Below are 23,830 nucleotides of genomic sequence, written 5' to 3'. Positions count from 1 at the left end.
CCGTCCTGGGCGGACGGGATACTCCTCGCTGCACACACAAGGGAAGTGCGGGGAGGCCATGATGAAGCAACTGCCAGGAAGCACCGGGGCGCTCCGCTCCGGACCCGGTACGAGGATCGAGGGCCGGGAGCTCGACGGCTACGAGTTGTTCGGCTCACGGGTCGAAGCGGTAGAGGACCCCGCCCGGCGGCCGGTGTTCCGCGACATCACCCTGCGCGGCTGCACGGTACGCGACTGCGTCCTGGAGGGGGCGCTGTTGGACAACGTCCTTGTCGACGGCCTGACCGCCCCCGACACCGCCCACATACGAGTCCTCGGCTGCGCCTATCGCCGGGTCGTGCTCCGCGGCCACTTCGCCAACATCACGCTCCTCCCGCACGTGGACCCCTTCTCCTCCCATCTGGGTCCGCTGTACCAACGGGCCAACGGAGAACACTGGGTGGACCTGATGTGCGACGGCGACTGGGCCCTCGACATATCCGACCTGACCGGCCCCCTAGACTTCCGCAGCGCCGTACCGGCCCACCTGGTACGACGGGACCCCGAGACCCAGATCGTGATGACGGCCGACCAGGCAGCACACGCCGACTGGCGAAGCGTCCCGGGCCTTGAGCGATCCCACCTGGGAATACACATCAAGCTGCTCCAGGCCTCGACGTCCCGCGACACGATCCTCATCGCCGACAAGTCCGCCCCCGACCTGGCGCATCAGGTCACCATGCTGCGCCAACTGCAGGGGATGGGCGCGGCGGAGCCCGACTAGAGATCTCCAAGGGCTGCGGTTACGAAGCGGAGTGCACCGCACCCGGCAGGATTCGAACCTGCGCACACAGCTCCGGAGCCGGACAGTTCCCAGCTGTTTTGGCAGGTCCGCGGCCCATCTGACTGACCATCAAGCCCGCCGTCCCACGCATGCTTCGCGACGTGAAATGCCCTATGGAGTCGTCTCATGGCGAACTTCACTCCGATGTTCGTCAGTTCCGCCGTATGGAGAGGCATTTCGAGGCACGCGGGTGGTTGTTGTCGTCATTGATCAGGTGCGCGGTGCGCCCTCAGATCTTGATGACGGTGACGCGTTCGCGGCAGAGCGCGGCGAGGTCCTCGGGGTCTGAGGTGAGGACGGTGACGGGTCCGGGGGCGGCCAACGCGGTGGCGCCGAGCATGGCGTCGATGGCGTACTTGTGGCCGTGCAGGCCGGCGTCGGCGAGGAGGGCGGCGGCGTGGCGGGCGACGGGCTCGGTGACCGGTTCGATGACGAGGCGGGACAGGGTCCATTCCAGGGCTGGGCGATTGATCCGTGGATGGATCACCTCCACGAGGGTGGCTGCGGAAGTGATCACCCGCAGGTCGTCGGCGCGGGCGAGGGCGAGCCAGCCGGTGACCGTGCGGTCGCGCAGAACGGCCTTGGCCAGCCCTTCGCTGTCGAGAACCAGGGTGCCACCGGGGGCGGCGGGGGAGGGGGTCACGCGGCGTTCGCCCCGCCTTGGGTTTGCTGCTCTCGGGCTTGGTGGAGTTGGTCGCGCAGAGCCTGAACCTCTTCGTCACCGATGGGGCCGTGTTCGGCCTCCGCCACCGTGATGAGTTCGTTGAGGTTGTCCCGCTCGATCTGGCGGGCGACGGCTGCGGCGACGTAGGCGGACAGTCCGGAAGGGCCGCTGCGGGCCTTGGCTGCTTCGGCAATATCGCGTGGCATGGTGATCGAGTACTTGCCGGTAGGCTCACTCATGCTACCTATCCTACCGTGCATCCTCCTGGCTGATGCGGGTTCGGGCGACAGGTCAAGATGTCACCCGGACCCGCATCGGACCAGGACGGTCCGTCTGCGTGTACGTGGACATGTGGACGATCGCGTGTGATCAGTGGCTGGTTAAGCTGAACCAGAATTTCGCAGACGATCCCGGCAGCATGCTGTCCTCCGACCAGTGCGTCATCAAGGGTCGGCATTACTTCATCAAGGGCCTGATCGAGATACCGGTGATTGGCAGCGGGGACCCCTTCTCGTGGGGCGTCTGGGTCTCCTTGAGCCGGGACAACTTCGCGCGAGCTCTGGACATGTGGAACACCCCCGGTCGCGAAGCTGAGAAGCCGTACTTCGGCTGGTTGACCACTGAGTTGAGCCTTTACTCGCCCAGCACACTCAACCTGAAGACGAACGCACACACCCGTCCACTCGGCCGGCGTCCCTTCGTCGAGCTGGAACCCACCGACCATCCCCTCGCCGTCGAGCAGCGCACCGGCATTACCCAGGACCGCGTACGTGAGATCGCTGAGGCCGTCCTCCACCCCAACGGCGACAACGTCCGATCTGACTCGCACGACCGGCGGACGGTTGGTCTACAGGGGTACCTTGAAGGGGCGCCGAACACGCACTGACCTGCCGCGAAGCCCCTCAAGACCAACACGCTATTACGACGTGATCACTGGCAAACGGCTGCTTTTGGCGGCATCCGCCTGCACACACGCGAAGACCCCGTCTTCAGCTGGAGCGCTGATGGCGGGGTCTTTGGGCACCTAAATCAAGGTGCCCCCGGCAGGATTCGAACCTGCGCACACGGCTCCGGAGCCCAGGTGAGACCGTGACGCTTTTGTGGGCCTGACCTGCGGGGGAGTGGCGTCGGTGGGGCCCGCTGAGCAAGGTCATCACGTCCCTATTACGTGGGCGGCCTGTCGAGCGGCAAGGCGGCGCCGTATGGTCGAAGGCATGATCTCGGGCAGCGGCGGGGACCAGGACGGCGGCACGGAGTTCACGGAGGAGGGCCTTGGGGCTGTCCTGCGCGAGGCGTGCGCGAAGGCCCAACTGGATCCGGACGGCGCCGAGTTGCTGCGGCTCGGCTCCAACGCCGTGTACCGCTTATCGAAGTCGCCGACCATCGTCCGCGTTGCCCGTGACCTCGACGTCCTGGAGGACATGGAGCGGGCGGTACGAGTCGCGCGGTGGCTGGAGAGGGAAGACCTTCCGGCTATGCGGGTGCCGGCGGGCGTCACGCAACCGATGGTGATCGGCGGCCGGGTCGTGACCGTCTGGGAGAGCGTCCAGGACCGCGAAGAGTACGCCACAGTAGGCGAGTTGGCCGACCTGCTTCGCCGACTCCACTGGCTTGAGGAACCCGAGTCCCTGAGGCTGCCGTACTTCGACCCGTTCGCGAAGCTGTCGGGCTCTCTGAGGCAGATGGACGGCGTCCCGGAGGAAGACCGCACGTTCCTGGAGGACCGTGCCGCAAAGCTGCACAAGGACTACGACCGGTTGGACTTCGTCCTCCCCTTCGGGATGATCCACGGGGACGCGAGCATCGGCAACGTGCTCCGCCACCGGGACGGTCACGCGGTACTCATCGACCTCGACGGCTTCACGCTGGCCCCGCGCGAGTGGGATCTGATCCAGACCGCGATGTTCTACGACCGGTACGGCTGGCACACGAAGGCTGAGTATGCCGAGTTCGTTCACCGATACAGCTTCGACGTAATGAACTGGCCTGGCTACGAGACCTTGGCGGATCTGCGTGAACTGATGATGGTGTCCTGGCTGGGCCACCAGTTCGCCGGAGGCGAGAGTGCTGCGGCGGAGTTCGGGCGGCGCGTGCGGTCACTGCGTACCGGTGAGGGGCGAGACGCGTGGGGTCCGTTCTGAGCGACGATCCTACGCGCGGGAGTCAGACATTGACGTGAGCCTCGGACGCCACCCAGAGTCTGTGTTCTCCGACTTGCTCTATGAAGGCTCGCGCTTCAGTGGTGTTGCCGACGGCTGCAAGACCCTGTCGAAACTCAGCGAGGTAGCTGACGCATCGGGCTGACTTGAGTTGCTCGCCGAGGTCGAGGGCGTCGAGTGCCACTCTGCATGCCTCCTCGACATCGCCGGCGCGTAGGTGCGCGTCCGCGAGAACCATCGTGGCGAAGAAGTCGCTTCGTACGTGACTGCCGCTCATGGCGTTCTCGGCGTGGGCAACGGCCTGCCGGGCGCTGTTGACGTCACGGAAGCAGTGCGCAGCCTCGGCGGCAAGTTCCGTCTCGTCGAAGTAGCTGATCCACTCGGGCTCGTCGTCGCTGTTGCGGCTCTCCAACGCCCTGGTGGCTGCGCTCAGAGCGGCTTCGCAGGCTCCTACGTCGCCAGTCCGGGCAAGAGCGCGGGCTTCCATGACGTGGAACTGTGCGCGCAGTGTCGGAGTAGCCACGGGGGAGATGCCCATGAGGGCGGCCCGGGCGAGTGTCGCGGCCTGGGTGTAGCGACCGAGGAACGTCGCCTGATGACTCATGGCGGACAGGATGCTTCCGGCAAGTCGGCGGTCGTTGGCGTCCTGGGCCAGTCGGAGGGCCTGGAGGAAGTACCGCTGTGCCAAGCCGTGGCGGCAGGCGTCGTAGGACATCCAACCGGCCAGGAGAGTTGCCTCGGCCACGGTGGAGAACAGGGCCCGCCCGACCTGCTCGGTGTACTGCCCGCGCAGGAGCGGTGTCACTTCGGTGCTGAGGTATTGGACAGCAGCATGCCGAGCGTGGTCGCCACCGAAACGGTCGTCCAACTCGGCGAACATGTCCGCGGTGGTCTTGATGGCGGCCACGTCTCCGAAACCGACGCGCATTCCATCCCGATGTTGCAGAGGAACGGCCGGTTCGGGTGCGACCAGCCACCGAAGCGAGGCTTCGTTCCACGCGGGCTCGGACGGCTCGGCCTGTAACAGGGGCTCGTACCGGTTCAGATCAGCGCGCCACAGCAGGCCGACGGTCTCGATGGCACCTTCGGGGCTCGCCGGATATCTGGCGTCGAGGAGTCCGGTGTCTCGCTCGCCCTCGTGGTTCAGCCCCAACTCGGCGGCGCTGAGGCCGTACGCCTCACACAGAAGCGGACCGTAGAAGTCGTCCGGCGTGCTGTGCCCGTTCTCCCAACTGGCGATACGACGCTTCACGCTGGCGTCCGACGGAAGTTGGTGGCCACGGCGGAGCGCAACCTGACGCAGCTCCCGTACCAACCGCGGCTGACTCCAGCCGCGACCTACACGGGCTTGCCGTAAGTGAACGCTGATCGGCTCCAGCGAGGACGTGACCGTTCCCTCCCCACTTGTACATGGGTGCGACTTCTGGGGCACGCGATTCTTTGGCTTCTCGACCGAATGTACGCGCTGTTCACCGGTGCGCGCTGCAAGTAACCGGAGTTCGCGGGTTGTTGACCCGTGACGGGGGATGACGCGTGCACTCGGGACGTGTCATCCCCCGTCACCTCTCGTCATCTGCCTTCACCAGGGTGGTGCCCCTGAGTCTGGACACCAGGCGGCATTGCGGCCGCAACTGGGTTCTGACCGAGGTGAGATGACGTGCAGAGGATGACCAGAAGTGGCATGGAGTGGCTCTCCGCCGCAGCCGACGATCCCACCGAGTGTCGGCAAGTCTGGGCGGACGATCCCCGAAGGCCTTGCGCGCTGTCGACTGGCCGCTTCTTCGACGTGCTGAGCGTGGACCAGCGGCTTGGGATGGAGATGTTCGACCGTCTTCGACGAAATGGCATGCTGTTCGGGCCGGCGGTCGTCGACCGCAGGGCGCAGCGAGTCGGCTTCTTTCTGGGCTCGCAGAGCCGCGAGGTCTTCACGTACTACCTCGAACGCGAAACGTCATCGCCACCGTCGTACCGGTACCTCGACCACGGCTGCGCCATCGTCGTCCCCGGAGCCATCCCTCTGGCCGAGGACCGCTACCAATGGCTTCGCGCACCTACCCGCCGACCGGAAGCCAATCCCCGGCGCCCGGTCGCCCTCGCAACCGTCCTGGTCGCCTCCGCGGAGCTCCTGGCACGGATGGACCGCTTCGACGAGCAGTACCCGACGCCCTACTCAGCGGTCGTTGCCCTCCCCGAGGAGACGACCACAGATGCCGGATGAGCCGATCCACGGGCGCGACGCTGCCGCGTGGTCGCCTCTCGACAGCGACGGCTGGTACGCGGCCCGAGACGCGACCACCGCATTGCGAGACGTCCTCGTTCGCGCCGGCCTGGAAAAGGACTTCCCCTATCTGCGCGCGGACGTGAACGCCTTCGGGCACGGTCTCGTCGACTTGGGCCGAGTGTCCCCCGCCACGGCCGAGCGCCTCGCGGAACTCCTTCGCCTGGCGCTGGCAAGCGGATACCGCAGAGACGGAAACGACGGAAGTCACGGATCGTCCATTGCCGAAGAACACGAGGGAAGGGCCTGAGGTCATGACCGACCGGCGCGGAGTGGTAGCCAAACGAGCGGAGAACTTGTCGCCTGGCGTGCCCTACGTACGCGGCTGGAACCGCGCACGGCGAGGCGCCGGCACCCTGGCTGATCAGCTCGTGTTGCTTGGCCTGGACTCCGACTTCGCTGGCCTAGTGGCCGATGTGAACGTCTTCGGTGACGGGATCGTGCAGCTCGGGACCGTTCGGCCTGAAGCGGCCGAGCTGCTGGCGAGGCTGATTGCGGCCGGACTTGCTGCGGAGTCGAGTGACATGACGACGAAGGCGCCTCTGCTCTCACCTCGAGAAGCGCCTGCGGCATGAACCGCTGCTCGGTGGCGGTTGGTTGTCCTGCCGCTCGGCCGGGACCGGCGCCTTAGCGCCGCAGCCCGGACGAACGGCAGAACAACTTGCTACATCGGCTTGGGAAGCTGCGGGCGTTTACGGGTGGTTCGGGCGCCGGCTTGGCCGAACGGCCATGGCATGGCCTCGCCGTGGCCGACTGCTTCTACCGTGATTCCCCGCTTTTCCCCGCTCGATCTGGTGCGCTTGTGGTGCGGCAGCGCTGCTGTGTCAGGGAGCGGATGCCCAGCGGGCAGCGTCAGCGAGCGGCCTTACCACTTCCGCCATGTGTCCGTGATCTGGCACCGGCCGAGTCCATGCCGGGCGGCCAGTGCGACGATGTCGATGCCGTGCTCGGTTGCTGGGCGGTCCCTTTGCTGTGCGCTATAGGTCGGCGTAGTGGATCCCTGGTGCTGAGCTCGCTGCGCCGATCCAGACAGCGGGCGACAACGATGCGTTCCAGGCGAGCACACTAGAACGCAGGCCACGCGGCGCTTGTCCTCGCTCGGCCCAGGTGCGTTCCCACCCGACTGGCGATCACAGCCTGCCTCTTCCCTATGACCGTGTGCGATCGGTACCGTGCCCTCCTAGGGGCGAGCCTGCTGATCTCGGATGCGGGGGGCGCATGAAGAAGCTGTGGGTCAGGCACATCAAGGATGCACTGCACACAGGTTTCGCTGGTCACATCGATATGAGTGATTACGAGAAAGCCAGCTCTTCGGTCCGCGAGAAGGCATTCTTGAGCAGGTCCTTAGCGGCCCTCGCGGTTCAAAGGTTCACTGAACTATCGGCCGCCCAAGCGGCCGCCACCGTTGTGGATGGCAGTCACGATAATGGAATTGACGCCATTGCGATCGATCCTGCACAGCACAAAGTGATTCTTGTGCAGTCCAAGTGGGATGGCTCCGGAGACGGCAGTCTTGGACTAGGTGATTCACGGAACTTTATTGCGGGATTCAAGGATCTCCTCGACACGAAGTTTGATCGCTTTACCCCTCGGCTTAGGGAACGAGAGGAGCAGATCACGGCAGCACTCGACGATGTCGACGTGACATTTATCCTTGTTGTTGCCACTACCGGTCGAGTTGAATTGGCGAAACCGTCTGCTGCGGTTTTTCAGGACGTACTTGACGAGATGAATGAGACCCAACAGCTAGTTTCGGTCGAGATGCTGGGGTTGACCGAGTTCCATTCTTTTGTTTCCGAGGGGCTGGGCGGCTCGCGCATCGATTTTCATGCTCAGTTGGAAAATTGGGGAACTGTAAGCGAGCCGTATGAAGCCTATTATGGTGTCGTCGCGGCATCTAGCGTGGCCGAGTGGTATGAGCGTTTTGGCGATCGGTTGTTCTCGCAGAATATTAGAAAGGCTCTTGGTAACACCAGTGTGAATGATGCACTGGCGAATACTATCGTGGATTCCCCTCATCATTTTTGGTACTTCAATAATGGTGTGACAGCTCTCTGTGAGAGCATCAAGAAGACGGCTCGCGGCGCGACAACCCGCACTTTCGGTGATTTTTCGCTGACTGGGGTGAGTATTGTCAATGGCGCCCAGACCGTGGCCAGCATCCATAAGGCCTCCCATCGGAATGGAAGCTCCCTCGACGGTGCAATGGTGTGGGTTCGATTTATTAATCTCGAATCCTGTCCTGACGGGTTCGCGACGGCGGTCACGAGGGCAACGAATACGCAAAACAGCGTAGAGACGCGCGACTTTGTGGCTTTGGACCCACAGCAGGATCGCCTACGCACCGAATTAGTACTCTCGCTGAAGAAGACGTATGCGATCAAGCGTGGAGAACCTGTACCTAGTCCTGATAATGGATGCACAGTGGTGGATGCCACCGTTGCTCTCGCTTGCGCGAATCGTGAACCGAGTTTTGCCGTTCTTGCAAAGAGCAAGGTCGGAAGTCTTTGGGAGTCAACGGAAAAGCCTCCCTACCGCACGCTATTCAATCCAACTGTGGGACCGTATCGCGTGTGGAGGTGCGTCGAGGTTATGCGCACAGTGGATCTCACATTATCTGACCTGAAGAAGCAACTTGATGGGCGGCCGCGGTCGGTCTGCTTGCAAGGTAACCGCCTCGTGCTTCACTTGGTTTTTCGAGAACTTGACTTGCAAAGAATTGATGACGCTGAGTTCGATTGGTCTTCAGAGCTGAGGCGAGTTCCTGTACTAACGGAAAAGTCTCTCTCTTCCCTCGTGATGCACGTCGATGACGTTTATCCGAGCAGTTACGTGACGAGCCTCTTCAAGAACATCACGAAATGCCGAGATATCGTTCAAAGGATTCGTGATGACTGGCCCGCGGAGTCCAACGACACAAAGATGGGAGCAAAGCTAGGTCGACGATTCCTCCGGAGCTCATAGGTGGGTTGACATCGTCGAGCAGGCGTCACGGTAGCGGGACATCAGAGAGCAGGATGCATACGCCCGCGCAGATGCGATCCGTACTCACTCGCGCCTCATGGTCGACCTCGTCTGCTATGACCCGATGCGCCCGGAAGAACCGGCAGCCCTTCGCCGCCGTGACATCGTCTCCGAGAACCACGTCATCTGCGCCGGCCGCGTTGTCTGGGTCCCTTTTTGCCAAACGAGCCGGGGCGGCTGGGCCAGAGCAAGGGATGGGCGGCACTGTCCAGCCAAACCACCCCTTGTTCCGGACCCTTCGTAGGGTCAGCGTCGACCATGCAGACCGAATCAGGGGAGGGTTCGTGGGTCTCGGCTTCAGAGCCTCTCGTCGGCTAGTGACCTTCGTGGCAATATCAGCGGTGTTGCTAACAGTCCTTCTGGCTACACCGTTCGTGTTGCTCAGTGATCTCAACCAGGCCTACAGCGCGGCATCGGTGTTGTTATCTGGTATTGCTCTGACTGGTGTTGCGATCTCGCTCGTGTACCAATCCCAACAGACGAGGGTCATCAGAGATGAGAGGGACAGGGCTACACATCGGGAAATGGTCTATCGGGCGATGGAAGATCGCGCTTTGGCTGCATGTTGGGAGCCGCCAGACATCCCCATGACATTCGAGCAATACCGTCAGGTTAGCTTCACTAACCTGATCATGGGGAGATGGCATGCTGCGTATCAACTTGGAGATGTTGACTCTGCCACTCTTCGGCGAATCCTCGATCAGCATTTCCGGGGTGAAATAGGACGATTGCATTGGAGTCACGGACACCGTAGCTGGCTCTACACCACCATCGGAGGCCGGCGGACGAAAGCTGCGAAGTTTGCTGAGATCGCGGAGGAGCGGTATCAAGCTGCGATCAACGGTGGGCCCGCTGTGGCCGCGGATGGCTACTTTGATCCCGACGGCCCCCGCCTTCTGAGCGAATGAAAACTCGGAGACAGTCTCCGATCGCGGCAGAGGCCATATACCAATCTTGCATGTGGCCTCTGACCGCTTGAACGCACGACCTCTTCGTCCCGAAGCAACTTGGGTGGGGGCGCAGCCTTGGCCTGGTGTAGTTCTCACCTGTGCTAACACTCCGCAGACGTCCGCGCTTGTCCGCCGTTGTTCGTGGGCGTTGGCACCCAGTTAGACACTCACTGCTACTGCATCCTGCCAGCGTTTTGCGGCGAAGGAGCACCTGACTTGTAGCTCCACAGAGGTCGGTCAACCAGGGCCATAAAGGCTGCTACTCAACCCCTGAGGGCGGTTGTCGAACATGGTCGGTTGCCGAGGTTGCTGGGTTTATCTGTTGTACAGCGCGGGCGGCAGCGAGGTTGTTGCGGCTGATCAGGGTGTGCGGGTGGGTGTCTCCCAGTACCCGCTCGCACTGGGTGAGGGTCGCCTCGTGCAAGGAAATCGCCCGTCCCACGTCCCCCGCGGCTAGATACGCGTAGGCGAGGTTGTTGCGGCTGATCAGGGTGTGCGGGTGGGTGTCTCCCAGTACCCGCTCGCACTCGGTGAGGGTCGCCTCGTGCAGGGGAATCGCCCGTTCCAGGTCCCCCGCCGACTCGTAGGCACTGGCGAGGTTGTTGCGGCTGGACAGGGTGTCGGGGTGGGTGTCGCCCAGGGCCTGCTCGCGCTGGGCAAGGGTCGCCTCGTGCAAGGGGATCGCCTGTCGCAGGTCCCCCGCTGCCTGGTACGCGCTGGCGAGGTTGTTGCGACTGATCAGGGTGCTCGGGTGGGTGTCGCCCAGGGCCTGCTCGCGCTGGGCAAGGGTCACCTCGAACAGCGGGATCGCCTGTCGCAGGTCCCCCGCCGACTTGTAGGCGCTGGCGAGGTTGTTGCGACTGATCAGGGTGTCGGGGTGGGTGTCGCCCAGGGCCTGCTCGCGCTGGGCGAGGGTCACCTCGAACAGCGGAATTGCCTGTCGCAGGTCCCCCGCTGCCTGGTACGCGCTGGCGAGGTTGTGGCGACTGTTCAGGGTGTCGGGGTGGGTGTCGCCTAGGGCCTGCTCGCGCTGGGTGAGGGTTGCCTCATGCAAGGGGATGGCCCGTCCCAGGTCCCCCGCTGCCTGGTAGGTGTGGGCGAGGTTGTGGCGGCTGGCCAGGGTGTCGGGGTGGGTGTCGCCCAGGGCCTGCTCGCGCTGGGTGAGGACGGCCTCCAGTAGAGGGATGGCCCGTCCCAGGTCCCCCGCCGACTCGTAGGCGCCGGCGAGGTTGTTGCGGCTGATGAGGGTGTCGGGGTGGGTGTCGCCTAGGGCCTGCTCGCGCTGGGTGAGGGTTGCCTCATGCAAGGGGATGGCCCGTCCCAGGTCCCCCGCCGACTGGTAGGTGCTGGCCAGATTGTCGCGGCTGGCCAGGGTGTCGGGGTGGGTGTCTCCCAGGACCCGCTCGCGCTGGGTGAGGACGGCCTCCAGTAGAGGGATGGCCCGTCCCAGGTCCCCCGCCGACTCGTAGGCGCTGGCGAGGTTGTTGCGGCTGGACAGGGTGTCGGGGTGGGTGTCGCCCAGGGCCTGCTCGTACCGGGCGAGGACGGCCTCCAGCAGGGGGATGGTGCGGGCGGTGTGACCCTGGTGATGGAGGCGGTTGGCAGTGGTGTTGTAAGCGTCGGTGAGTGGGACGTTGTGGTGCCCCTGTGGGGTTGTGGCAGCAAGGGCGATGAGGTGCGGAGTGAGGGTGTCCCACTGGCCGTCGGTGGTGCTGTCCTGGCTTGGAGGCGGGGTCAGGCTGAGGAGGACGGCCTGTTCGGCGCGGTCGCGTCCTTGAAATTGCTGGGGCTGCTGCGGGTCGCTGGTTTGGGGTGTGCGGAGGACGGTTTGGACCAGGCGGTGGATGCTGAGGGTGGTTTCGGTAGTGGTGATCATGCTGTAGGCGGCAAGCGTGCCGATGGCCTCTGTGATGTCGTCCGGGTCGGTGCCGGGCAGGGTGAGCAGGGTGTGGGGGATGTCGTCGGGGGCGAGCCAGGCGGCGGTGTGCAGGACCTGAACGGCCAGGGGATCCACTTGTTCCAGGATGTGGAGAGTGACGTTCCAGACACGAGCGAGGGTGCGTTTGGCGTCGAGGCCGTGGGCGGTCTTGGCGAGTTTGGTGTCCAGGCGTCGGCGGTAGGCGTCGAGGCTGATGCCGCGGTTCTGGGCGAGGTAGGCGCCAGCCTGTTTGATCGCCAGAGGAAGGTGTCCCAGTTCAGTGGTAAGAGTGCGGGCATCGGCCTGCTGGCGCGGAGTGGGGGTGGTGTCCTTGAAAACGAGACGGCACAACAGGATGCAGGCGTCGTCCGGGTGGAGGTTGCCCAGGGGCAGGATGGGGGCGGTGTCGGGCCAGCCTGTGGTGCGGCGGCTGGTGGCCAGGTGGTGCCCTTGATGGAGTGCGCCTGTATAGAGGTCGAGGTCGGCGGGGTTGTCGACGTTGTCGTAGACCAGTAGCCAGCCGGGATGCCAGGCCAGCCACTGCATTGCCCATGCCACCTGCGCCCGGCGTCCGGCCGTGGCGGCCCAGCCGGGGACCAGGGTCTGGGTGAGGGTGGTTAGAGAGGTCTCGATCTCGTCGGGGGAGGCGGCGTTGATCCACCAGATCACCGTGTAGTCGCCACGGTGACGGTGGGCGTAGTGCAGGGCGAGTGTGCTCTTGCCGATCCCGCCCAGCCCGTGCACGGTCCCGCTTTGCGTGATCGCGCCCCCGCGCTGGTCGGTTAGGGCGCGCCGCAGCCAGGTCAGTTCTTCCTGGCGGCCTAGGCACAGCGGCGACGGAGGCAGGTTTGAGGTGCCTGGCGCCGCAGTGACTCGCTCCGGTGTGTGCAACGCCTCGGCTGGCAGCACGAGGTCACCGGTGTAGGCATCTCTGATCTCATGTGCCGCGATCGATCGCTGCCCCGGCGCCTCGATTCGCGGCTCAGCGGCGGCCTCGTCCGTGCTCACGGCTGGGGTGGGGTATGACCGTCACCAGTGGCTGCGGTGCCGATGTACTGCGCGGCGATCGACCGCTCACCGGACGCCGTGATGGTGACCGTGCCTGTGGCCGGGGCGGGCAGCAGGGCCCAAAGTTCCTCCCCTAGTCCGGGATCGTCCTGCAACGCTCGCCTGAGGAGTCGGCCCAGTACCGCCGTGGTGTAGGCGTCGTTCTGCTCGTCGGCGGCCTCGCCCACGACTCGTTCTAGTTCTGTCTGGCCCGCCTCGTCTCGGCGTCGCCAGACCAGTTGCAGGATCCGCTGCCCTAGGTCGACTGTCGCCTCGGCAGCAGCATCCTGCGCCCGGGTCAGCACTGCCACCCCATAGGCGCCCACCGCGGCTGTCACCGCCAGGCCCGCCTGCTCGACCAACTGCACGAATTCAGCACCCACCTGATCCCCCGAACTACGCGGCTTCGAAAGAACCCAGGGTAGAAACACCGCCCCGGTTGTGAAGCCAAACGCCTGAATCATCCGCGTCGGTTCCCCACCTCGTTCTGGGCTTCTCCCGCCTCATGCCATCAGCTTGGGAAGCTGCGGGCATTTGCGGGCGGTTCGGGAGCTGACCTGGGCGAACGGGTTAGGTGCTGCCTTGTCGGAGGCGGCGGCTTCCACCGTGATTCCCCGCTGTTCCCCGCTCGATCTGGTGCGCTTGTGGTGCGGGGATGAGCGGAACGCGGTTGAGGGGTGTCAGGTTCGCAGGGGGTGTCAGTGGCCACGACTAGGGTCTTGGACGCGCGGTCGGCTTCCGAGGTGTCCAGCTCTGTAGAGCAGCTGCATCCCCGGTTCTGTCTGGGGATGGCCTGGAGTGAACCCGGGACCTAACCGACGGTCGGGCTTCGTCGATGGCCAAGAGTGAGATCTGCCAGCGCCGACCGCGCACCAATCAGTGCTGCACGTCGACCGCATGTGCACGCTTTCCAACTGTGAGGGTGGGGCGGAGGGCGTCGTTCAGGGCCGTTCACCTGGGTTCATAGGCGGCTGAGCCGTGAGCCGAAGTTGGCGAGAGGTCCTCGCTGAACGGCCGTGAACGGGGCTGAATGAGACGGAAACTGAGACGCTCGGGCTGGCCGGACTGGCTAGTGAACTTGATCGCGCGATGCCTGATGATTGCCTGACAGGTGAGGGATGGGTCCGGTAAGTATGTGCATGTGAACGACTCCGCGCTCCCCGAGGATGGCGAGCCCACCCGTTTCGCCAAAGCGAAGAACTGGTGCAAGAAGCACGAGCCGAAGTTCCGTGCTGTTGGTGGCGCAACTCTGGCCATCGGCGGCGTGATCCTGGCCGCCGTGATCGCCGATCGCATCGAAGGGCGGGACGCCGAGAGGTACGAGGTCAAGGATTGGGACCCGCTCTCAGCGCCTGAAAAGGCGGAGGGCCAATCTCGTCAGTCCTTCCTCGACCCTGACCGTGACCCCTTCCTGCGAAGGCTCCCTGCTGGCCAGAACGCCAGCGAAGAGGTCAAGGCGAGGTACAGGGAACGGACAGGGAACGAGCTTCCTGACGGTTACACCGAGGTTCGCCGGTGGCTCTACGAGGCCGCAGCCTGAGTGGAGGGTACTGCGGCCTCTCATTCCTATGCAGTGCCGGCGGAGTTGCTGCAGAACTCGCCGGGACTCGACCGCCAGACCTCCCGTGTTGACCGTGGCTGACTGCTGCATCTGGCCCGGCGGTGGCACGAACCTCAGCCGACGACAGTCAGCCATGGCGGCGGGTGCGCCGACCGACCAGGCCCGCGTATGCCTCGCTGCACCCCCACCGGCCTCAGCCACGCTATTTGGGATTGGCGTCGCTCAGAGCAAGCCGCGACGGGCGGGCCCGTGAAGATGGCGGGAAAGTCAGCATGGGAAACTGCTATGACTTTCGGACGGTTCAGGCGTTGACCAGGATGAACAGCTGAACTGTGGATTCGTCGGCTGCCTTCCCGGTTATTTGCCACTACGCTTGCCATGTCATCTGAAGCCGCCCATGGTATCGAAAGTAGCTACGGTAGAGCCCGGCTAGGATATGAGTTTTTCAAGTCGCGTCTGATAGTACGAAACCCAATCCTCGCTAAAATCGCAAGCATCGAGATACATTCGGGCGGCGATCGTTGTGAAACCTTGGTAAACGTAAGGACTGTTGCCGAAATACTGCCCTATGAGATAAATCAAATAGAATGGCAACCACTTTCCACGGACTGTTTTTGCTGCCTCTCCCTTCGCGTGTCGATTCGCCACTCTTCGGCTAATCGAGAGCTGTTTTCTAGCGAAATCAGCGGGTTCACACACTGCCCGACGCGCCACGGTTGCTGCTTCCCTGGCTTGGGTTGCTGGGTCGACGGGGCCGTACTTGGGGACATTTATTGTGGATTCTTTAGAGAACCCGACCCCGCATCGTGCGCCTGTGGCCTTAGCGATACAGCACCACTCGATCCAGTCACGCCAGATGACAGCGAGGTCGGCTATCCAATCCCCCAGATGTGCCGCGAGATGATCTGCGGATTTCATATCAAGCGAGAGGGCAGTGGAGAGCGCCTTACTGTCTTTCCCGCGAAAGAATATTTCCGCCTCGACATCGAACATTTCTGTATAGATAGCATGCTGAGACCTTCTGCTACCCCCAGTGATGTCTTCGTTGTCCCGATCCATCATGAAAGCGATTGAACGGATCTCGCCATTGGTCGACGTGAAGCTGAGTTGCTTTCTCTTCTTGAAGTGATCAAAGTGGGCCAATACGGCCGTCTTCCCTGAGGCTCCATTACCTTCATCGCTTGCTTTGATTTGCTGAGCAAGCCATACTTGATAACCGGCGTCTTCGATCTTCCCGCTTGACGAACAAATGCGATCATAGAACGGAGAATCCAGATCGATGCCTTCGACAACAATGAATAGACGGTCTCTGGAAATCATGACGCGACGGGCAAAGGCTTGGCGAGTGTACGAGAGGCGGCGATTGCTCACAGTTCCATGATCTCCTTGTCCGCAGCGCCAGCCATAATCTCAGGCGAGTGCGTGGCTATAATCAATTGCGCTCCAGGGTTGAGCGTTCGCATGCAATTGACGAGTCGGTGCTGCCAGTCCACATGCATAGAAAGCTCAGGCTCGTCGATTATCACTGGATTTGGGCCAGCCGCCAAGCATTCGATGAGTAGGCGAATAACTTGCTTCTCTCCACTTGACAAGCCTTGGAGCGGAATTTCTACATCTCCCTGCGTGATCCTGATGGTGCGCCCTTCGAAATGGAGGCTCTTGTTGCCTGAGAATAGATCACTAACAAGGTCTTGCAGAGCTGCAGTGGGTTCTTGCGCGGCCTCGATGCCACGCTGCACATCTACCACTTCCTCGACGACTTCCCTCATCAGGTCGCTGTTCTGGAAGTTTTCAATGAACTCGTTATATGAAACTCCAAGATCGAATTGCTGAGCTTCAAAGAACTGCCTCACTGTATGGTAGGCAATTTCCGCATCAACCTCTGGAGAATTTGCTTTTTTCTGCTTTTTGAGGCCGGATCGCACGATGACTGAAGTTGCGATAGCGGCCAAACCGCGCTGCTGTGCCTGCCTGATCTGAACTAGCTCGCGCGTGTAGTAATCTTGCCAGATTGCTCGAATTTGACGTGCAAAGATTCGATCATATGCCGCTTCGTCGAGGATTTCTGACGGGGAGAGTCCCTGTTGTCTGATTCGAGGCATATCGCTAAGGCGAAGAGTTGAGAGGTAGCTATGCTTAATTGGGTGATTTGACGGTTCTCCTTTAACTTTTCTGCCTGTCCAGCGCAATTGCTTAGCGGTGTTCAGCAGACGCTCTCGTGCCTGGAGTTCATGCCATTCGTCATCTGTGAATAGGGTTTCCTCGTCCTCTTTTTGTGAGATGTTGTTGATCTTCCGTTCGATGACTCCTGATCTTGTTTCAATCTGAACCGAAGCCTGGGTGAACGGAACGCGAGCGAGGAGTGAGGCGTCATTCTGCAATGCACTGTGCAGAATTTTCAACATTGAGGTCTTGCCGGAACCATTCATTCCCCAGAAGATGTTTACCCCGGCATTGAGGTCTCTCTTCACTGTCTCGCTGCGTCCGGCAAGGCCAGAGATTGAGAACCGGATAACGCGTGACACGTTGGACTCCTGTTCGTCGCAGTTGTTGAAGCCCTGGCATGATGGTATGGCGTTGAAGCGCCCTGGACTGGCGATTCGCGAATCGTGTTCCGGAAACGCCCAGGTGTGCGTGCACCTGCGGAGTCTCAGCGGCGGCGTACCTCTTCTTTGGCTCAGGCGGCTGCTGGGAGCGCGGCGCGGGCGCCGGCCGGGCTGGAGCGGGGCGGAGACAGGAGCGCAGGCCCGGCCGGGGGTCGGGCCGCGCGCGGGGAGCGAAGCGAGCCGCCTTGATGACGTGGAGAAAATCTGAGCCAACTGAGGTTCGGCTACAGCTTGAAGGACAGTTCCAGATCGTCGCCGGGAAGGTGGAACTCCTCCAGGGCTAGCGGCTTGTCTCCCTCGGTAAGCGTCACGCGGATGACATGAAGGAGCGGGACGCCTTCGGGAAGGCGGAGGGCTTGGGCCTGGTCCGGTAGGGGCATGCGAGTGCGGATGTACTCCGTGAAGTGAAGTTCGTGGCCCAGCGCAGCAAGCGCGACGTAGAGTCCCGGCGCTGACGGCGGTGCTTCCTCCTCGTACTTCGTGTCGACCAGGACGGAGAACGGCACGTACGTGCGGTGGAGTTGGCGGAGGCGGCCGTGGTCGGCGGTCTGCAAGGCGTCGTACGTGAACATCGGCTCGCCTGGTGGGATGCGGAGGAGATCCGCCAACGCCAAGGGGGCGTCCGTGCGAGTGGCTACCGGTGGCTCGGCGTTCGTCCATTGGATGCCGTCGGCCTCCATGTATCGGCCGTCGGGGGCCAGGCGGACGCCGCGCGGGCGCGTGAGGCTTGGGCGGCTCTGGGGTGAGCGGGCGAATGTGCCTCGGCCCATGATCACCTCGACCAGGCCGGATGCCCTTAGTTCCGTGAGGCCCTGACGGACTGTGGGACGCGTCACGCCGAACTGCTTTGCCAACGCCTCCTCGGAGGGGAGCGGTTGGCCGGCGGGGAAGGTGCCGTTCAGGATGCCTTCGCGCAGGTAGTCGGCGATCTGCCGATACTTCGGCTGCGTGTTCTTCGGCGGCATGCGGGCCCTCCGTGGCCGTGATCGCTTCTCGGTTATCCATCTCCGTGGACAGATCGTCCATCGGCACGGACAGCGTCCCCCATCACCAGACGGTTGACAACCCGTACTACGGGTCGCACTCTGGACTCCGGTCGCCCGTACTACGGGTGGTCTAGCAACCCGAAGGACCAGCTTTCGGGTGCCAGAGATGAGGAGTTCAGATCAGTGGCAAGCCTTCCGATCGATACCGCGAAGTTCACGGGGATCATCTGCGCTGTACCCCCGGCTCCGCGGGTTGCGAATCGTGAGACCGGTCAGCTTCGTGTTGACCGTGATACCGGCAAGACCGTGTTCCAGGTCGGTCTTTGCCTGATGGCCGGGTCATCGGCGGACGTGGTGAACGTGAGCGTCGCTGGCGAGCCGGCCGGTGTGCAGCTCGGTATGCCCGTGGCCGTAAGGGACTTGGTCGCCACGCCCTGGGAGAACGACGGGCGGCACGGGATCGCATTCCGTGCGGCGGAGATCAGGCCCCTGAGCGCTCCGGCGGGGAAGGGGGCTGGGCAGTGATGACGCTGGCCTCCTCCACCTCCTCGACCGGGACGGTCTGGCCGAGTTGGGCTCTGGTGGTGGCCGCAGTGCTGGTGTCGGGCCTGCTTCTCGTAGGCCCGGCCCTGCGCCGCCGCTGCCCCGTGGCCTGGTGGCTGTTACTCGGCTTCCCGGTCATGGTCGTCCAAGTGATGTGCACCTGGCGGCCGTTGATGGCCGGGTGCGGACTCGCCGTGAGCCGTCGGCCGGCGCTGACCGTGGTGTCCGGGCTCGTCGGCAACGGAGCGCCTCCGCCTCAGCCGCGTGTCCCGCGGCACGGGCTCATACGCCCGACGGGCGGCGGATTCTGGCTGCTGGTACGGCTGTTGCCGGGGCAGGTGCCCGAGGACTTCGTCAAGGCGGGGCCCGCGATGGCGGAGGACTGGCAGGTCCATGGGGTGCGGGTCACCTCCTGGAGGCCGGGAGTCGTACGGATCGCCGCCTCGGTGGCCGATCCGCTCGCCGCTCCCCGACTGCCGAAACAGCGCGGGCCCGCTCAACTGCTCCGGGTCGCTGTGGGCGTGCTGGAGACCGGCGCCGGTTGGGTCATCGATCTGCGTCGTGTGCCGCACTGGCTGATCGTCGGTGCCACGCGGTCCGGCAAGTCGACGTTGATCAACGCACTCGTAGCGGGCCTGGCTCCGCAACCGGTCGCGCTGGTCGGCATCGACTGCAAGGGCGGCATGGAACTGTCGCTCTACGAGCCCCGGTTGTCCGCCCTGGCGACCAATCGCGAGCAAGCGGTTCGGCTCCTGGCGGCGCTCGTCGACCTGACGCTCGACCGCATGACCGTCTGTCGGGCGGCACGTGTGCGCAACATCTGGGGCCTGTCGGAGAAGGAACGCCCGGTCCCCGTCGTCGTGATCGTCGACGAGATCGCGGAACTGTTTCTCGTCGCGAGCCGCAACGAGAAGGACGAAGCGCACGCGGCTGGTACGGCGTTGATCCGACTCGCCCAACTCGGCGCGGCGCTCGGGGTGTTCCTAGTCGTGGCTGGCCAACGGGTCGGCTCCGACCTAGGGCCGGGCGTCACGGCACTGCGTGCCCAGCTCGGCGGACGTGTCTGTCACCGCGTGGCTGATCCCGGCACGGCAGAGATGGCGCTCGGAGACCTCAACCCTGACGCGCTCAAGGCAGCACAAGCCATCACCCCGGAACAAGCCGGTACGGCCGTGCTGGCCTCCGGCGACGGCTGGGAACGAGCCCGCTCGCACCTGGTCACTGAGGTGGACGCGGAAGCCATCGCGGCCGAGTACGCGCACCTCGCCCCGGTCCTGCCCGAGCTGCTCACCGCGGCCAAGTGAGAGGGGACTGCCGTGCTGGTGTCCACGTCGGCCGTCCTGCTGCTCGGCCTGTTCATCTGGTTCCTGCTGCGCATCCGCTACCTGCGCTGGGCGGACACCTTGCTCTGCGGGACCTTCGGCTTCCTGGTGGCAAAGACCGTGGCCGCGCCGGTGGTTCAGGCGGTCCTCGTCGCGGTCAGCGGCTTCCTCGGCCAACTCCGCTTCTGAAGCGCCCTCACCCGATGTCCGAACAACAGAGAGGTGGGCGAGCCATGTCCACGTACGAAATCCGCTCTGGCAACCGGGCTGCGTTCATCGCCGGTCTGCGCGAGCTGGCGGACTTCCTCACCGCGAACCCCAGTGTCCTCGTACCGCGCAACGCGTCGTTCGGCGTCTTGGTCGACGCGGCCGACTCCACCGCTCGCAGGGAGGGCGCGGAATACGTTGCCGCTCCGCTCGGCGTCCCGGTGGAGGACCTAGGCCAGGGCTACTACGGCGCGCGTCGCACCTTCGGACCCATCGCGTACAGCGTCGTCGCGATCCCGCTCAAGGAACAACAGTGATCGCCCGTTTGACGGGCTCCCGACGGGGCGCGAAGTCGCCAAACCCGACCCCGTCAGGAACCCACTCCATCCGCCACGTGAGCAGTGAAAGGAGTACTCACACTTTGTCCACCGCGCATCGATCGCGCAAATCCCCTCTGCCCGAGTGCGAATTGAGGGTCGTCGACTCCGAAGTGTCGACCTGCGACGGACGGGAACAGATCGTCCTCGTTGGGCTCAACGGCTTCGAACGGCGTCTGTGCCCGGCACACGCCGCCGCACTCTGGCTCACGGACCCGACACTCCGATTCAGCGCCAAGACCCGGACGGAAGCAATCGCCGCCGTGATGGGGCAGGCGTTCGGAGGCGGTGGTCGGCAATGACCGCGTCCATGCCCAAGAACGTTGCTGCCCTGCTCACCAGGGCAGTAGAGCCGGAGTTCACGGCCTGGCGGCGCAACATCGTCAGCCTCGCCGGCTGCTCCAACCCGATCCACCTGGTCGGCGGGGCAACCGTCGTCGACACGACTACGGGCGAGTCCCTGTTCTCGTACGCGTCGGACGTCTACGGCGGTCGACTCCTGACCGCATGCGGCAATCGGCGTGCGTCGGTCTGCCCGTCCTGCTCCCGCCTCTACCGAGCCGACACCTATCAACTGATCCGGGCTGGGCTGGTCGGCGGCAAGAACGTCACAGAGTCGGTGAGCGGGCACCCTCGGGTGTTTGCCACCCTCACCGCTCCCGGCTTCGGCCCGGTTCACACCCGTCGTGAACATGCGGGGCGTGTACGGGCATGCCGTCCCCGGAAGGTGGGGGAGTGCTGCCCGCATGGCTCGCCCATCGGATGCCATGAGCGACACGCAGAGGGCGAGCCCCGTCTCGGTGAGCCTCTGTGCCCGCGCTGCTACGACTACGCCGGGGCTGTCCTCTGGCAGGCGTACGCCGGTCAGCTTTGGCACCGGTTCGCGCTGGAGTTGCGTCGCGAGATCGCGCGGCGGGCTGGGCTGTCCCGTACCGAACTCGCGGACGCGGCCCGGCTGTCGTACGCGAAGGTGGCTGAGTACCAGCGGCGGGGCCTGGTCCACTTTCATGCCGTGATCCGTCTCGACGGACCGGATGGACCGGCCTCGCCTCCGCCAGGGTGGGCGACAACAGCTCTGTTGATGGACGCGGTACAGGCAGTCGTTGGCCGCGTGCGGCTCATCGCTCCTGGTGCGGATGTCGTCGGTACTCGCGTGCTGCGGTTCGGCGAACAGGTCGACGTGCGGCCCATCGTGGCGTTCGGTGCGGGGGAGCGGCTGACTTCCGCGGCTGTCGCGGGCTACATCGCGAAGTACGCCACGAAGGGTGCCGAGTCCGCCGGTGCGGTCGACGGTCGGATCCACCAGGCGCGGGAAATGGTCATGCTGCCGGTACGGGCCCACGTCCTCCGCATGATCAGTACATGTTGGTGGCTGGGTGGTCTGCCTCCTTTCGAGCCCCTGGGGCTGCGGCGTTGGGCCCACATGCTCGGCTACGGCGGCCACTTCTCAACCAAGTCACGGCGCTACTCGACGACTCTGACCGCACTCCGCGAGGCGCGTGCAGAACACCGTGCGGAGGAACAGCGGACCGCCCTCGGCATCGGCGGGCGGACAACCGTCATCATCGGCCAGTGGCGCTATGCAGGGCGCGGCTACTCGCCGGAGGCGGCACTCCTGGCGGCCTCCGTACGGGAGGTCGGTGGTCCTCATGGCGCGTGAGAAGACGGCCGAACTACTCACCGTGCGGCAGGTGCTCGAAGAGCTGGGTGGGATCTCCCGCCGCACCTTCTACCGCTGGCGCGAACTGCGCCTCGCGCCAGCCTGCATCCGTTTACCCAACGGGGAGTTGAGGGTCCGCCGCGACGTACTCAACGACTGGTTGGCGGAACGTGCGGAGGGGGCCGCATCGTGAAGTCGTACAAGGTCGTCATCTGGAAGTTGAGTATCAACCGCTCCGCGAAGAAGCCGACTTACCTCGTCCGCTGGTCCGTGGACGGCGAGCCGTTCCACGAGTCGCACAAGACGAAGGCGCTCGCGGATCGCTTCCGGGCCAAGCTGCTTCGAGCCGCTGACAAGGGCGAACCGTTCGACACAGTGACCGGGTTGCCTGACTCGCTCCGCGGTGGGAAAGCGGCGTTGTCGTTCCTCGACCTGGCGGTGAAGTACGTGGCAGCGCGCTGGGCGGAGGCGTCAGCGAAGCAACGGGACAGCATGACCGATGCCCTGGCGACGGCCGTTCCCCTCCTCGTCAAGCCGGGGAGGGGGCGGCCCGCTCCCGAGATGCTGCGGAGGGCGCTGCGCTCGTACGTCCTGCCGGTTTCCCGCAGGGAACGAGAGCGGCCGGAAGAGATCGCGGCGGCCGTGCGGTGGATCGAGAAGGCCTCGCTCCCCGTGGGTGAGTTGCAGGAGATCGCGCGAGTGCATGAGCTGATCGACGGGTTGGGCCGGAGAATGGACGGCAAACCTGCGGCGACACAGACGTACCGCCGACGCAGGGCGGTGGTCTTCAACTCACTTGAGTACGCAGTGGAGTTGGAGCACTTGCAGTCCAACCCATTGAGCCGAGTGCGGCGTAAGCGAGGCAAGCGTGCGGTGCAGGAGGTTGACCGTCGGGTGGTGGTCAATCCTCGGCAGGCTCGGGAACTGCTGATCGCCCTCACCTACGTAGGTGGCTATGAGCGTGCGAGCGGCCGGCGGCTGAAGGCGTTCTTCGGGTGCCTGTACTACGCGGCCATGCGGCCGGGTGAGGCGCTGGGGCTCCGCCGCTCCGACTGCACGCTTCCGGCGTCCGGTTGGGGGCGGATTGAGCTGGCGGAGACCCGTCCTACGGCCGGGAAGGCGTGGACGGACTCCGGGGAAGCCCACGATCGGCGCGGCCTGAAGCAACGGGCCAGCGGCGAAGTGCGCATCCTGCCGATTCCGCCTCCGCTGGTGCGGCTGCTTCGCGAGCACTTGAAGGAGTTCGGTACGGCGAAGGACGGCCGGCTGTTTTCCAGCGAGCGGGGCAACGTGATCGCCGCCTCGTCGTACTCCCGGGCCTGGAAGCAAGCTCGGGAACTGGCGTTAGTCCCGCACCAGGTGTCCTCGGTGCTGGCCTTCCGGCCCTACGACCTCCGTCACGCGGGCGTCTCCCAGTGGCTCAACTCCGGTGTACCCGCCCCGGAGGTGGCGGCCCGTGCCGGTCACTCGGTCGACGTCTTGCTGAAGATCTATGCCAAGTGCATCGACGGCCAGGAGCAGGAGATGAACGACCGGATCTTGAAGGGCCTGGGGGAGGTAGACGACCCCGAAGAGTGAAACGGCTCTCTCAGCTGACAGGCGTGGGGCGCGGGGTGTTACCGGGGCCCCCCCCGGGGCTTTTAACGAGGGGTTGTCGAGTAACAACTCTGTTATAAAAAAAAGAACCGGCCCACGAAAAGAGTAG

General features: G+C 64.1%; 24 protein-coding genes. 16 read left to right on the top strand and 8 right to left on the bottom strand.

Features of this window, described 5'->3' with window-relative positions; genetic code table 11:
• Positions 1-61: 61 nt before the first annotated feature.
• Positions 62-763 (top strand): hypothetical protein, encoded by a 702-nt coding sequence (locus ACFXC1_RS15235; RefSeq protein ID WP_381242822.1) that lies wholly within the window; start codon positions 62-64, stop codon positions 761-763.
• A 289-nt stretch (positions 764-1,052) separates the two neighbouring features.
• Here ACFXC1_RS15235 and ACFXC1_RS15230 read toward each other — a convergent pair whose 3' ends face one another.
• The gene (locus ACFXC1_RS15230; protein WP_381242820.1) at positions 1,053-1,466 is read right to left on the bottom strand and encodes a PIN domain-containing protein; all 414 of its coding nucleotides are present in this window, start codon (positions 1,464-1,466) and stop codon (positions 1,053-1,055) included.
• The gene (locus ACFXC1_RS15225) at positions 1,463-1,726 is read right to left on the bottom strand and encodes a hypothetical protein (protein ID WP_019075834.1); all 264 of its coding nucleotides are present in this window, start codon (positions 1,724-1,726) and stop codon (positions 1,463-1,465) included. Before ACFXC1_RS15225 ends, ACFXC1_RS15230 begins: the two co-directional genes overlap by 4 nt.
• 110 nt (positions 1,727-1,836) lie before the next feature.
• Between ACFXC1_RS15225 and ACFXC1_RS15220 the strand changes: the two genes are divergently transcribed.
• A complete protein-coding gene (locus ACFXC1_RS15220) occupies positions 1,837-2,373 on the top strand; it encodes a DUF2199 domain-containing protein (RefSeq protein ID WP_381243532.1) in 537 nt (178 codons plus the stop codon).
• A gap of 328 nt (positions 2,374-2,701) precedes the next feature.
• Positions 2,702-3,628 carry a phosphotransferase family protein gene (locus ACFXC1_RS15215; protein ID WP_381242818.1) on the top strand — a complete coding sequence of 309 codons (927 nt, stop codon included), beginning with the start codon at positions 2,702-2,704 and terminating at the stop codon, positions 3,626-3,628.
• Positions 3,629-3,650: 22 nt separating this feature from the next.
• Here ACFXC1_RS15215 and ACFXC1_RS15210 read toward each other — a convergent pair whose 3' ends face one another.
• Positions 3,651-4,898: a hypothetical protein gene (locus tag ACFXC1_RS15210; protein ID WP_381242816.1), complete on the bottom strand. Its 1,248-nt coding sequence runs from the start codon at positions 4,896-4,898 to the stop codon at positions 3,651-3,653.
• A gap of 414 nt (positions 4,899-5,312) precedes the next feature.
• Here ACFXC1_RS15210 and ACFXC1_RS15205 point away from each other — a divergent pair, with 414 nt between their 5' ends.
• The 5 genes from ACFXC1_RS15205 (at position 5,313) to ACFXC1_RS15185 (ending at position 9,856) form a co-directional block, all read left to right on the top strand.
• Entirely contained in the window at positions 5,313-5,864 is a 552-nt protein-coding gene (locus ACFXC1_RS15205; protein WP_381243531.1) for a bifunctional DNA primase/polymerase, read from the top strand.
• The gene (locus tag ACFXC1_RS15200; RefSeq protein ID WP_381242814.1) at positions 5,854-6,174 is read left to right on the top strand and encodes a hypothetical protein; all 321 of its coding nucleotides are present in this window, start codon (positions 5,854-5,856) and stop codon (positions 6,172-6,174) included. The genes ACFXC1_RS15205 and ACFXC1_RS15200 overlap by 11 nt, the downstream gene beginning before the upstream one ends.
• Positions 6,175-6,178: 4 nt before the next feature.
• The gene (locus tag ACFXC1_RS15195; protein ID WP_381242812.1) at positions 6,179-6,499 is read left to right on the top strand and encodes a hypothetical protein; all 321 of its coding nucleotides are present in this window, start codon (positions 6,179-6,181) and stop codon (positions 6,497-6,499) included.
• A 643-nt stretch (positions 6,500-7,142) separates the two neighbouring features.
• On the top strand, positions 7,143-8,888 hold the full coding sequence (locus ACFXC1_RS15190) for an AIPR family protein (protein ID WP_381242810.1): 1,746 nt from the start codon (positions 7,143-7,145) through the stop codon (positions 8,886-8,888).
• Between the two features lie 377 nt (positions 8,889-9,265).
• On the top strand, positions 9,266-9,856 hold the full coding sequence (locus tag ACFXC1_RS15185) for a DUF6082 family protein (protein WP_158711505.1): 591 nt from the start codon (positions 9,266-9,268) through the stop codon (positions 9,854-9,856).
• A gap of 301 nt (positions 9,857-10,157) precedes the next feature.
• On the opposite strand, the gene ACFXC1_RS15180 is transcribed toward ACFXC1_RS15185, so the two are convergent.
• Positions 10,158-12,560 carry a tetratricopeptide repeat protein gene (locus tag ACFXC1_RS15180; RefSeq protein ID WP_381242808.1) on the bottom strand — a complete coding sequence of 801 codons (2,403 nt, stop codon included), beginning with the start codon at positions 12,558-12,560 and terminating at the stop codon, positions 10,158-10,160.
• 260 nt (positions 12,561-12,820) lie between these two features.
• Positions 12,821-13,327: a hypothetical protein gene (locus ACFXC1_RS15175; protein ID WP_381242806.1), complete on the bottom strand. Its 507-nt coding sequence runs from the start codon at positions 13,325-13,327 to the stop codon at positions 12,821-12,823.
• Positions 13,328-14,004: 677 nt separating this feature from the next.
• Here ACFXC1_RS15175 and ACFXC1_RS15170 point away from each other — a divergent pair.
• Positions 14,005-14,403, top strand: a complete 399-nt coding sequence (locus ACFXC1_RS15170) for a hypothetical protein (RefSeq protein WP_381242804.1) — start codon at positions 14,005-14,007, stop codon at positions 14,401-14,403.
• A 450-nt stretch (positions 14,404-14,853) separates the two neighbouring features.
• On the opposite strand, the gene ACFXC1_RS15165 is transcribed toward ACFXC1_RS15170, so the two are convergent.
• The 3 genes from ACFXC1_RS15165 to ACFXC1_RS15155 form a co-directional block, all read right to left on the bottom strand.
• On the bottom strand, positions 14,854-15,795 hold the full coding sequence (locus ACFXC1_RS15165) for a hypothetical protein (protein WP_381242802.1): 942 nt from the start codon (positions 15,793-15,795) through the stop codon (positions 14,854-14,856).
• A complete protein-coding gene (locus ACFXC1_RS15160) occupies positions 15,792-16,949 on the bottom strand; it encodes an AAA family ATPase (protein ID WP_381242800.1) in 1,158 nt (385 codons plus the stop codon). Before ACFXC1_RS15160 ends, ACFXC1_RS15165 begins: the two co-directional genes overlap by 4 nt.
• A gap of 305 nt (positions 16,950-17,254) precedes the next feature.
• Positions 17,255-17,995, bottom strand: coding sequence for a GntR family transcriptional regulator (locus ACFXC1_RS15155; protein ID WP_381242798.1), 741 nt, complete (start codon positions 17,993-17,995; stop codon positions 17,255-17,257).
• Positions 17,996-18,199: 204 nt separating this feature from the next.
• Here ACFXC1_RS15155 and ACFXC1_RS15150 point away from each other — a divergent pair, with 204 nt between their 5' ends.
• From ACFXC1_RS15150 to ACFXC1_RS15120, 7 genes are all read left to right on the top strand, one after another.
• Complete coding sequence (locus ACFXC1_RS15150; protein WP_381242796.1) at positions 18,200-18,541, top strand: SCO3933 family regulatory protein; 342 nt, start codon at positions 18,200-18,202, stop codon at positions 18,539-18,541.
• On the top strand, positions 18,541-19,863 hold the full coding sequence (locus tag ACFXC1_RS15145) for an FtsK/SpoIIIE domain-containing protein (RefSeq protein WP_381242795.1): 1,323 nt from the start codon (positions 18,541-18,543) through the stop codon (positions 19,861-19,863). The genes ACFXC1_RS15150 and ACFXC1_RS15145 overlap by 1 nt, the downstream gene beginning before the upstream one ends.
• A 12-nt stretch (positions 19,864-19,875) precedes the next feature.
• Positions 19,876-20,070, top strand: a complete 195-nt coding sequence (locus ACFXC1_RS15140) for a hypothetical protein (protein ID WP_381242794.1) — start codon at positions 19,876-19,878, stop codon at positions 20,068-20,070.
• Positions 20,071-20,114: 44 nt separating this feature from the next.
• A complete protein-coding gene (locus ACFXC1_RS15135) occupies positions 20,115-20,405 on the top strand; it encodes a hypothetical protein (RefSeq protein ID WP_381242792.1) in 291 nt (96 codons plus the stop codon).
• Positions 20,406-20,763: 358 nt separating this feature from the next.
• Positions 20,764-22,125: a replication initiator gene (locus ACFXC1_RS15130; RefSeq protein WP_381242791.1), complete on the top strand. Its 1,362-nt coding sequence runs from the start codon at positions 20,764-20,766 to the stop codon at positions 22,123-22,125.
• Complete coding sequence (locus ACFXC1_RS15125; RefSeq protein WP_019060844.1) at positions 22,115-22,318, top strand: helix-turn-helix transcriptional regulator; 204 nt, start codon at positions 22,115-22,117, stop codon at positions 22,316-22,318. The genes ACFXC1_RS15130 and ACFXC1_RS15125 overlap by 11 nt, the downstream gene beginning before the upstream one ends.
• The gene (locus tag ACFXC1_RS15120; protein ID WP_381242789.1) at positions 22,315-23,703 is read left to right on the top strand and encodes a tyrosine-type recombinase/integrase; all 1,389 of its coding nucleotides are present in this window, start codon (positions 22,315-22,317) and stop codon (positions 23,701-23,703) included. Before ACFXC1_RS15125 ends, ACFXC1_RS15120 begins: the two co-directional genes overlap by 4 nt.
• Positions 23,704-23,830: the final 127 nt, after the last annotated feature.

This window comes from Streptomyces hokutonensis, from assembly GCF_042751305.1.
In the GTDB taxonomy this organism is placed as follows: domain Bacteria; phylum Actinomycetota; class Actinomycetes; order Streptomycetales; family Streptomycetaceae; genus Streptomyces; species Streptomyces hokutonensis_A.
The sequence above is the reverse complement of the archived record's forward strand: the minus strand, read 5'-3'. Positions and strand labels throughout refer to the sequence as shown.